Consider the following 585-nt stretch of genomic DNA (forward strand, 5'->3'; position numbering starts at 1 on the left):
GTGGTCAGCAACGTGGCTGCGTTCGGTGCCTTCGTGGACATCGGCGTGCACCAGGATGGGCTGATCCACATCTCCGCGCTGTCGGACACCTACGTCAAGGACCCGCGTGACGTGGTCAAGGCCGGTGACATCGTCAAGGTGAAGGTGCTGGAGGTCGACGTGGCGCGCAAGCGCATCGCGCTGACCCGCCGCCTGGATGACACCCCGGCCCCGGCCAAGGCCCCGGGCGGTGGCGGCCGCCGCGACGGTGGGGCGGGCAATGGCCCGCGCAACGGCAACCGCGGCGGCCCGTCCGGCCCCCGTCCGGGCAGCGCGGCACCGCCGGCCAACAATGCGCTGGCCGATGCCTTCGCCCGGGCCAAGCGCGGCGGCTGAGCCTGCTGCCGTTGCCTGCCAGGGGCCGCCTTCGGGCGGCCTTTGGCGTTTTCGGGGGTCTGGGTGGCCGTGGGCACTTCTGGTTTGACGCATGTTTACGCACACTTCCCGTTGAATGCCCGTAGGGTGGGTGGACGGCGGGGAGCCCAGATGACAGACGACCAGGCAGGACCGGGCAACCGGGCGGGCCGCAGCGCCGATCACCGCGCT

The 585-nt window shown here is 71.6% G+C and carries 1 protein-coding gene; it reads left to right on the forward strand.

Annotation, left to right across the window (positions count from 1 at the left end):
* Positions 1–375, forward strand: a 375-nt coding sequence (locus tag AAE045_RS23915) for a S1 RNA-binding domain-containing protein (protein WP_455549789.1), incomplete at its 5' end; no start/stop codon positions are given.
* Positions 376–585 lie beyond the last annotated feature (210 nt).

Source organism: Dryocola clanedunensis (assembly GCF_038405435.1).
Taxonomy (GTDB): Bacteria; Pseudomonadota; Gammaproteobacteria; order Enterobacterales; family Enterobacteriaceae; genus Dryocola; species Dryocola clanedunensis_A.